A 7,601-nucleotide genomic window follows, 5' to 3' on the forward strand; every position below is an offset into this window, starting at 1 on the left:
GACGAGTATGATGGTAATAAGGTTAAAACTAGATGGGTTAGTCAGGTTAAATATCTAAAAGGTCAAGGTGCTATAGAAATTATATTCACACCTGCCGTAGTAAATGAAATTTCAAGAATTAATGGCATTGAGAATTTTTTCACAAAGTACACTCTTAATCATATAGCCGCTCTTGATAGCGCTTATTCAGTGAGACTGTATGAGTTGCTCAGCCAATGGTGTGAAGCAAAGAAAACACCTATTCTTGAACTTCAAACATTCAGGGGTCAGTTAGGTCTTGGCGTGACTGATTATACTCGAATGAGTGATTTTAAGCGGCGGATACTTGACGCGACAGTTAAAGAAGTAAATGAGAAAACAGATATAAAAGTTAGTTATGAACAAGTAAAAGAAGGCAGAACTATAGTAGGTTTTAAGTTCAAAGTATTGACTAAAAACAATCCAAGACCTACTTTAGGACCTAATAAAGAGCGTGATGTTAATACAGCAGATATGTTCACCGTCGACGGTTTAAATGACAATCAATTAGGGCGTATCGCTCGTAACCCTAGCTTTGTTGCTGATTATAATCATATAGTCAGCTCTACCAGTCCAGCAGGTCAAGATCCTAAAGCTTGGGAGTTTGAGATGATTAATCGTCTTAAAAAAGATGCTTCACAGTTTAAGAAGCGTCCGATTAGAGATTATCTTGAATACTAGAGTTTATGAGTGCGTTTAGTTAGCATCGTTCCCTAGTTGGGATTTCAATATTCGGTATAGCCCAAGTAATTTTAAGGAGTGTAGGCTCTTAAATTGCAACGGTGTACATCTGAATGTACTTAATGAGCTTTGTTTTATCATTTTTGACTAGGTTATAAATGATATATCGTTGTACAGAGACCCATAAAAAAATCTTGAACCTAGATTAACTAAGTTCAAGATTTATTATTTAGTAAGTCTATAAATTCTTAAAGTAACACCCTTTAGAATGTGGTTTGTAGGGCGATACTAGCACCTTGATCATTGTAGTTCTCACGCCACTCGCCGCGATATCCTGCTGATAGCTTAGTATTGGCGGTTGGCATATAGCTTAGACCAACACCTACAATACCGATTTCTTGGCCGATTTCTTGTCCACTGGTGGTAAAGTTAGCACCCGGCGTGTCGATGAAGCTGGCAGTAATGTCAGAGCGACGATCACCATTCTCTAACGCTGCTGCTAATTGACCTGTGAGTGCCAATTTAGGCGTCAGTGCTTGTGACATCTTCACACCAGCTGTCCAGCGTAGCGATTCGTACGTATTCTCATCTACCTCTAGATTATAAACCCCAGCACCGGTTTCCCGATAACCATCACTTTCGGCACGAGCATAATTCATCTGTGCAAATGGAGTAAAGCTACGTAATTCATTACCGATACGATGACCAATACCAAATCCTGCTTGCAAGGTATCAACAGAGTAATCAGAGCTGGCAATAGCTTCCGTTAAAATCGACAGGTTGCGCTCGCCTTTGACATCACTACTACCAGCCCCAGCATGGAAATTCACCTGAGTGGCTTCACTCGCTGCATAATTACCATACCCAAGTATTTGCCAATTCTTAGCCGTCATTTCATGATTGAAGGTACTGCTATTACTATCAACATCACTGTCAATATAAGAGAACGCAACACCGAGTCTTAGATTGTCATTGATAGGCGTGTCGATACCAACGATGGCGCCATAGCTGTCCGCATCATAACCGGTAATACCACTTTCTTCGTCATGACTGCTGTTACTACCGATAATTTTCGCCCACAGACCACGCTGAGGATTGCTGAGGCTGCGCTCGGTAAGGGCTTCCGTGGCCGTATAGTTGCTGTCAGTAATGAATCGATTGGCAGCACCCATCAATAGTGGCTGTAGTTCATTAGCGGCTGCAGCGAGCTTTGGCTTATCAAAGTTGAGCGTATTACTAATGAGCGCATCTGCAAGCTCATTGTTACCATTGTTGATTCTATCTTCTATAGCTTGGTCTAAGACACTAGCAAGACCTAATGCAGTTTGGTTAGTTTGGCTCTCAATAGCTTTAACGAAGGTAGTATCAGCAACTGGTGGCTCAGGTTTAACTGGTGGTACAACAACTGGTGGCTCAGGTTTAACTGGCGGTACAACAACTGGTGGCTCAGGTTTAACTGGTGGTACAACAACTGGTGGCTCAGGTTTAACTGGCGGTACAACAACTGGTGGCTCAGGTTTAACTGGCGGTACAACAACTGGTGGCTCAGGTTTAACTGGCGGTACAACAACTGGTGGCTCAGGTTTAACTGGTGGTACAACAACTGGTGGTTTAGGAGTCGGTGCTACCATCTTTAAGCTAACAGCACTAGCGTCACTATAATCGGCCTGAAAGCTTACTAATGGACTATTATCAGTGATAGCACTAAATTTACCAGTAACACTTTCTGCTAAGACGATGTTTTTCCACTCGTTACTACCCGTCATTTTTCCGACGGCTTCTGAAGCATTAATCTGTAGCTGGCCTTTACTAATATCGGCATTTCCTAAAACGAGCAGTTGACCGTAATCATCGAGACTGTTCAAACCAATGCCTAAGTTCTCGCCATTTCTCATGACATAATCACCATCTAGAACTAATAAGCCTTGGTCGATATTAGTTGTGCCTGTCCATTGCTTGGATGGCATAGCCATAACCAAAGTGCCTTTACCTGCTTTAGTAAAATTCCCTTTACCTGTAATAACAGCTTCTTCATACAATTCAGCAATAAATTCATTAGTATTGATTGTACCGCCACCAAGACCAAGCTTAATGGTGTTATCACTAGTAAAGTTATTAAATAATTGCGACTTAGATTCTGTTAATTCTAATGTACCTTTATCGAAATTAACGTCCGATTTTTTAGAGTTAGTGTATCTTCCGATGGCTTCGGTTTTGACAACACCATTATTGATAATATTTAGAGTACCACTACCGAGAGCGCCAACTACAGTAATCGGGGCCGATAAATTTGCATTGTTTACTGTCACTTCACCTACAGAGTCTACGCTTCGGTCATCGAATCCACCAATTTGTAATAAACGATTAACTTTTACGGTAGCGTTATCGGTAATATTAACCTTACCTTGTCCTTTGTAGAAACCAACTGTTAAATCATTTGTATTAACTTTGGTTGTCGGCCCTGCTACTTCTAATACACCTTCTCCATAGCTACCAACAGAAATAAAATTTTCGTTATTCCATTTGGCGCCGCTAGTTAATGACACTTTCCCTACTGCACCTAAAGCTTGACCTATTTCAGTGGAAGCTGAATTTAAAGTAGCATTATTCGTAGCATTTATAGTTCCTATGCTTTGTGCGCCTACTATTAGTGCGGTGCTATTATTTAAAGTGGAACCTATCCCATCAATATTTAAAGTACCTTGAGCTGTAGATAGACCGCCTATTAACACTGTATCACTAGTGACTTGTCCTCCACCTCTGATACTAAGTCTTCCATTTTCAGATAAGCCCACAAAAGTAATACCATCTACTTTAATGTTTGATCCTGCGCCATTAACTTCAACTGAACTGCCAGCAGAACCAAGATCATTTGCAATGGCTAGTGTAGTAGTCGTAAGCTCTCCGCCTTGATCAACAGATAAGTAACCGACGCCTTTATCACCAATTGTCACAGCGTCCTGAGCAGTAAGTTTACTGCCAATACCACTAATCAAAACAGCTGCATTAGTGTTTACAACTTTAGCAACATCTATTGTATCTGTTACAACCTTTCCACCACTATTGATATTCAAAATATTCAGAAATCTAGATTTAACTGGAGTAAAACCCATAAATATACTGTTGCCAACATTTAAATTAGCATTATTGATGATGTTTAGGGTACCGCTTGAGTTGGCTCCTATACCTACAATATCGGCATTAAAAGAAGCTTTATTAACAGTAACTGTAGTCGGACCATTTGCACCAAGACTACTAACATCTGCTTCAATAACTGCGCCATTCTTAATGGAAACATCCGTAGTTCTTTTTGGGTCTATACCAAAATTAATTTCATTATTTGGCGCAGAAATGACAGTCTTTGGTCCTGTTATTAGAACGTTGCCATCAATAGCTAAATTTTTATCATAAATGGTACGTTGATCCTTATTAACGACAAAATCAGCTGCTATTGCCTGCCCTGATAGACCGAGTATGGCTATAGCCAGTGGCGTAAGTAAAAACTTAATAGTTGATTGCGACTTACTAGATGAAGATTTACCGTGAGATTTGGCAAGCTCGGATACACACTGATAAACACCTAAAGATTGATTAAAGACAACACGGTAAATATGATTCATATCGAGACCTTGGCAATTGTTATTTGTTTTTTGTTATTCTTATGTAATAAATAGTTACATAAGTTTCAGTATATTACCCTAAAAAGCTTTTCTGTGTATATTTGTTTACAATAAAATCCAAATGCTCAATCATATCTCTAAATCAATATTTATCTGGCTCAAATGGTATACCCCAAAATAACCAGCTCCTAGCACCCTGAAACCATCTTACTGACCATTCAAAATGGACTGATATAACCGAACCAGTTATACGAGACTGATTGAATGGTGATGATTGTTCTTTTTGAACAGTCTGTTTTCCACTCACAATTTTTTTATTTATAGACATTATTTCACTATTTAGTAGTGCCTATCTTCGTATTTTTGAGCTTATAAAGCCGAATGAGCCGCTGATTATCTTAATCTTGATCCGAAGAAACACCTCTAAAAAATGCCTTAGTTTACGCATACAGTAACGCCTCTAGAGCAATTGTCATTGTTCCACACTTATAAGCTCCAGATTAGCACTCAGCAATGACGTGCTTTTTTTAGCTTAAGCGTTTTAATGACCACCAGAGATACTATAGAAATGGTCAAAAAAGTTTCTTGTAACAGGGGTTATTACCCATTTCCGCCTTTTTCTCAAATCACGAATTCGTGATAAAAAGACAGTAATTCGTGCTTTTTTAATAAGAATTCGTGATAAATTGTCATGAATTCTTGATTTCTGACAGCCTCTTAAAGCCCTCTGCTAAAAGCGCAGTTACGAGAAATAACATACCATTGCCCTCCGGTTATTGTATATTATTTCTCGAACACGCGTTGGGGACACCCCAAACCCCACCAAATTACCCCAGATGAGGGCTAAAATCATGGCGTTATTTAGAGCAGAAGTGAAGCCTATTTCACGAGGAAAAGGACATAATGCCGTCGCAGCAGCAGCGTATCGCGCTGGTGAAAAGTTGACCGATACCAACCCTTACAATCCGAATAGGACTGAACATGATTTCAGTAAAAAATCTGATGTATTGCATAAGGCGATTGTTTTACCAACGGCATTGGCACAGACAGACTTTTCAATTTCACGGCAGGATTTGTGGTCGCAAGTGGAAGCGCATGAAGTGACTCAGCGCGGTCAGAAAATGAAAAGCAATGCTCGAGTCGCTCGTGAATGGTTACTGGCATTGCCCCATGAGCTAAGGAATGCGGAGAATATTGAACTTGCCGAAGAATTTGCGTTGAGAATAGCAAATGATTTAGGCGTCATTGCTGATTGCTGTATTCACGACCCTTCACTCAAAAGTCGCGCCCCAGCACCTAAGCCAAGTGCTAAAACGGCTGACAAAGAGTCTGAACGTGAGGATGAGCGCAATATTCATGCACATATTATGTTTACCACCCGTAAAGCGACGTTAAACGCCCAAAATGAGCTGCTATTCACTGATAAAGCCGACTGTGAACTGGATGGCACGGCTCGAAAGAACAAAGGCTTGGTCAAAGAAGCCGATTATCTGAAAGAAATACGTGCTTTGTGGGCAGAGATGCTTAATGAACGCTTAGTTGCACATGGTATTGCTCCAGTGACAGCAGTCAGCTACCAAGACCGAAACTTAGATATTTTGCCTAACGTCCACACTGGACGTAATCCCTTAACTAACGATAAGAAGAGGTATAACGATGTCATCAACGACAGAAATCAACGTGTCCTCCTATCCAGAGTGGATACTCTCAAAGGACTTGCCAATCAAGCAAATGAAATTGTTGGAATCACAAATAGCGTTACTACTCGACGAAAACAGGCAGCAGCTGAGCTTGTTGAACAAACAAGACGATTTGATCAAGCTTCAAAACGAGAAAATGGAGGCGCTCATTACCGAGATCGAGACGTTGAAGACGCTTATCAGCGAGTTGAGTTAAACAAAAAACGCTTAGCATCCCTTTTTGTCACTCGTCATCGTGAGGATAAGCGACTTAGAGTCGGTTGGAACGAAGACCCTAACGACTACCCAGAAAAATTTGATTATCGACAAAGCGCCTTACTGGATCAGTTTTCTCAGAATTTTAATATGGGTCAGCAGGAGAATGAAGATACCCCTGAGTATCATCAGCGTATCACTCAGCTGATGACCGTAGATTTCAGAAGTGCCAATGAGGACATGGTGAACTTATTACGCAATCCTAAAGCAGAACGTGCGCAATACAACGCTATTAAACAAGATTTCGATGACTTTATACACGATTTAGATAAGCAAAGAGAAGACCATAAAGATCAAATTCGCCTGCCTATCGAGCGATTGAACACTACCACAGATATGGTGAAAGTTGTTGCTACGGCTGTTAACTATTTGCAGAAACTAGATGATTACGTCAAAAATGAGACAACGGCTGAGACAAACAAAGCGTTAGCGCGTGAACATTGTGGCAAAACAATTGACCGTACGGTGGAAGCTTATCGAATAGCTTGTTTCGGTATTCCGAACTTTCAGAACCCTGATATTCATAGAACGCACTCAGAGACGCTACAAGTTGCCTTAAATGATTTTACGAAGGGTTATGGCAACGAGCTGTCTAAAGAGCAACAGGGAACGTTAAATCGCTCATTTGATGATATGAATAAACGTCAACCACAATATACGTATAAACCAAGACGCTAATTTTTTCTTTAATTATTTTTTTCGATATGTATTTTCAGTTCACATTCTAATTTTTGGTTGATTTCTACCTTATAACTCTCTTTTATTTTTTAATCAGTTATCAACAACCAAAAAGCTTTTAATGCTTTTAATGCTTTTAAAAGCTTTTAGATAAGCTACAGACCACGCTATTCATGGGCTGTAGCGTTCATATGACGACATCTATCTACATATATGACGACATCTATCTACATATATGACGACATCTATCTACATATATGACGACATCTATCTACAATTAAAAGCCATTTATATATTTGACTTTATAAAGCATGTTATATAATCTTCTCATTAGGTGTATAACTTACTTATTAAAAAATCAGGTAGATAAAATATGTCTGTTTCGACAATAAAAAACAGTAAGACAGATTTGGTTGTAAAAACACATAGACTAAATACTGTTATTCAAAATTTATCTTTATCTGAGATACGTTTAGTGCAACTTGGTATCATTGATGCTCGCGAAAAAAACGAAGGCTTAAGCTCAGATAAGCCCCTTCGTATCACTGCAAAAAGATATGCTGAAGTATTTGATACCACAATACAGACAGCATATAAGATGTTGTTAGATGCTGAAGAAAATCTATTTGAGCGCAGATTCTCATTTATA

General features: G+C 39.5%; 4 protein-coding genes. 3 read left to right on the forward strand and 1 reads right to left on the reverse strand.

Translation table 11 applies throughout. From position 1 onward, the window contains the following. The coding region (locus H2245_RS11825; RefSeq protein ID WP_182407615.1) for a RepB family plasmid replication initiator protein at positions 1 to 699 on the forward strand (699 nt) is incomplete at its 5' end. 263 nt (positions 700 to 962) lie between these two features. On the opposite strand, the gene H2245_RS11830 is transcribed toward H2245_RS11825, so the two are convergent. Continuing rightward, positions 963 to 4,319, reverse strand: a complete 3,357-nt coding sequence (locus H2245_RS11830; protein WP_182407616.1) for an autotransporter outer membrane beta-barrel domain-containing protein — start codon at positions 4,317 to 4,319, stop codon at positions 963 to 965. A gap of 851 nt (positions 4,320 to 5,170) precedes the next feature. On the opposite strand from H2245_RS11830, the gene H2245_RS11835 reads away from it, so the two are divergent. Then, positions 5,171 to 6,952 (forward strand): MobA/MobL family protein, encoded by a 1,782-nt coding sequence (locus H2245_RS11835; protein ID WP_182407617.1) that lies wholly within the window; start codon positions 5,171 to 5,173, stop codon positions 6,950 to 6,952. Positions 6,953 to 7,325: 373 nt separating this feature from the next. After that, on the forward strand, positions 7,326 to 7,601 hold a 276-nt coding region (locus tag H2245_RS11840), incomplete at its 3' end, for a replication initiation protein (RefSeq protein WP_220464440.1).

The organism is Psychrobacter sp. GP33, from assembly GCF_014119005.1.
Lineage (GTDB): Bacteria > Pseudomonadota > Gammaproteobacteria > Pseudomonadales > Moraxellaceae > Psychrobacter.

What these genes read in the sequence shown, in the direction of transcription:
- H2245_RS11830 (WP_182407616.1), bottom strand. Translation starts at nt 4,319, where the DNA reads ATGAATCATATTTACCGTGTTGTCTTTAATCAATCTTTAGGTGTTTAT.
- H2245_RS11835 (WP_182407617.1), top strand. Translation starts at nt 5,171, where the DNA reads ATGGCGTTATTTAGAGCAGAAGTGAAGCCTATTTCACGAGGAAAAGGA.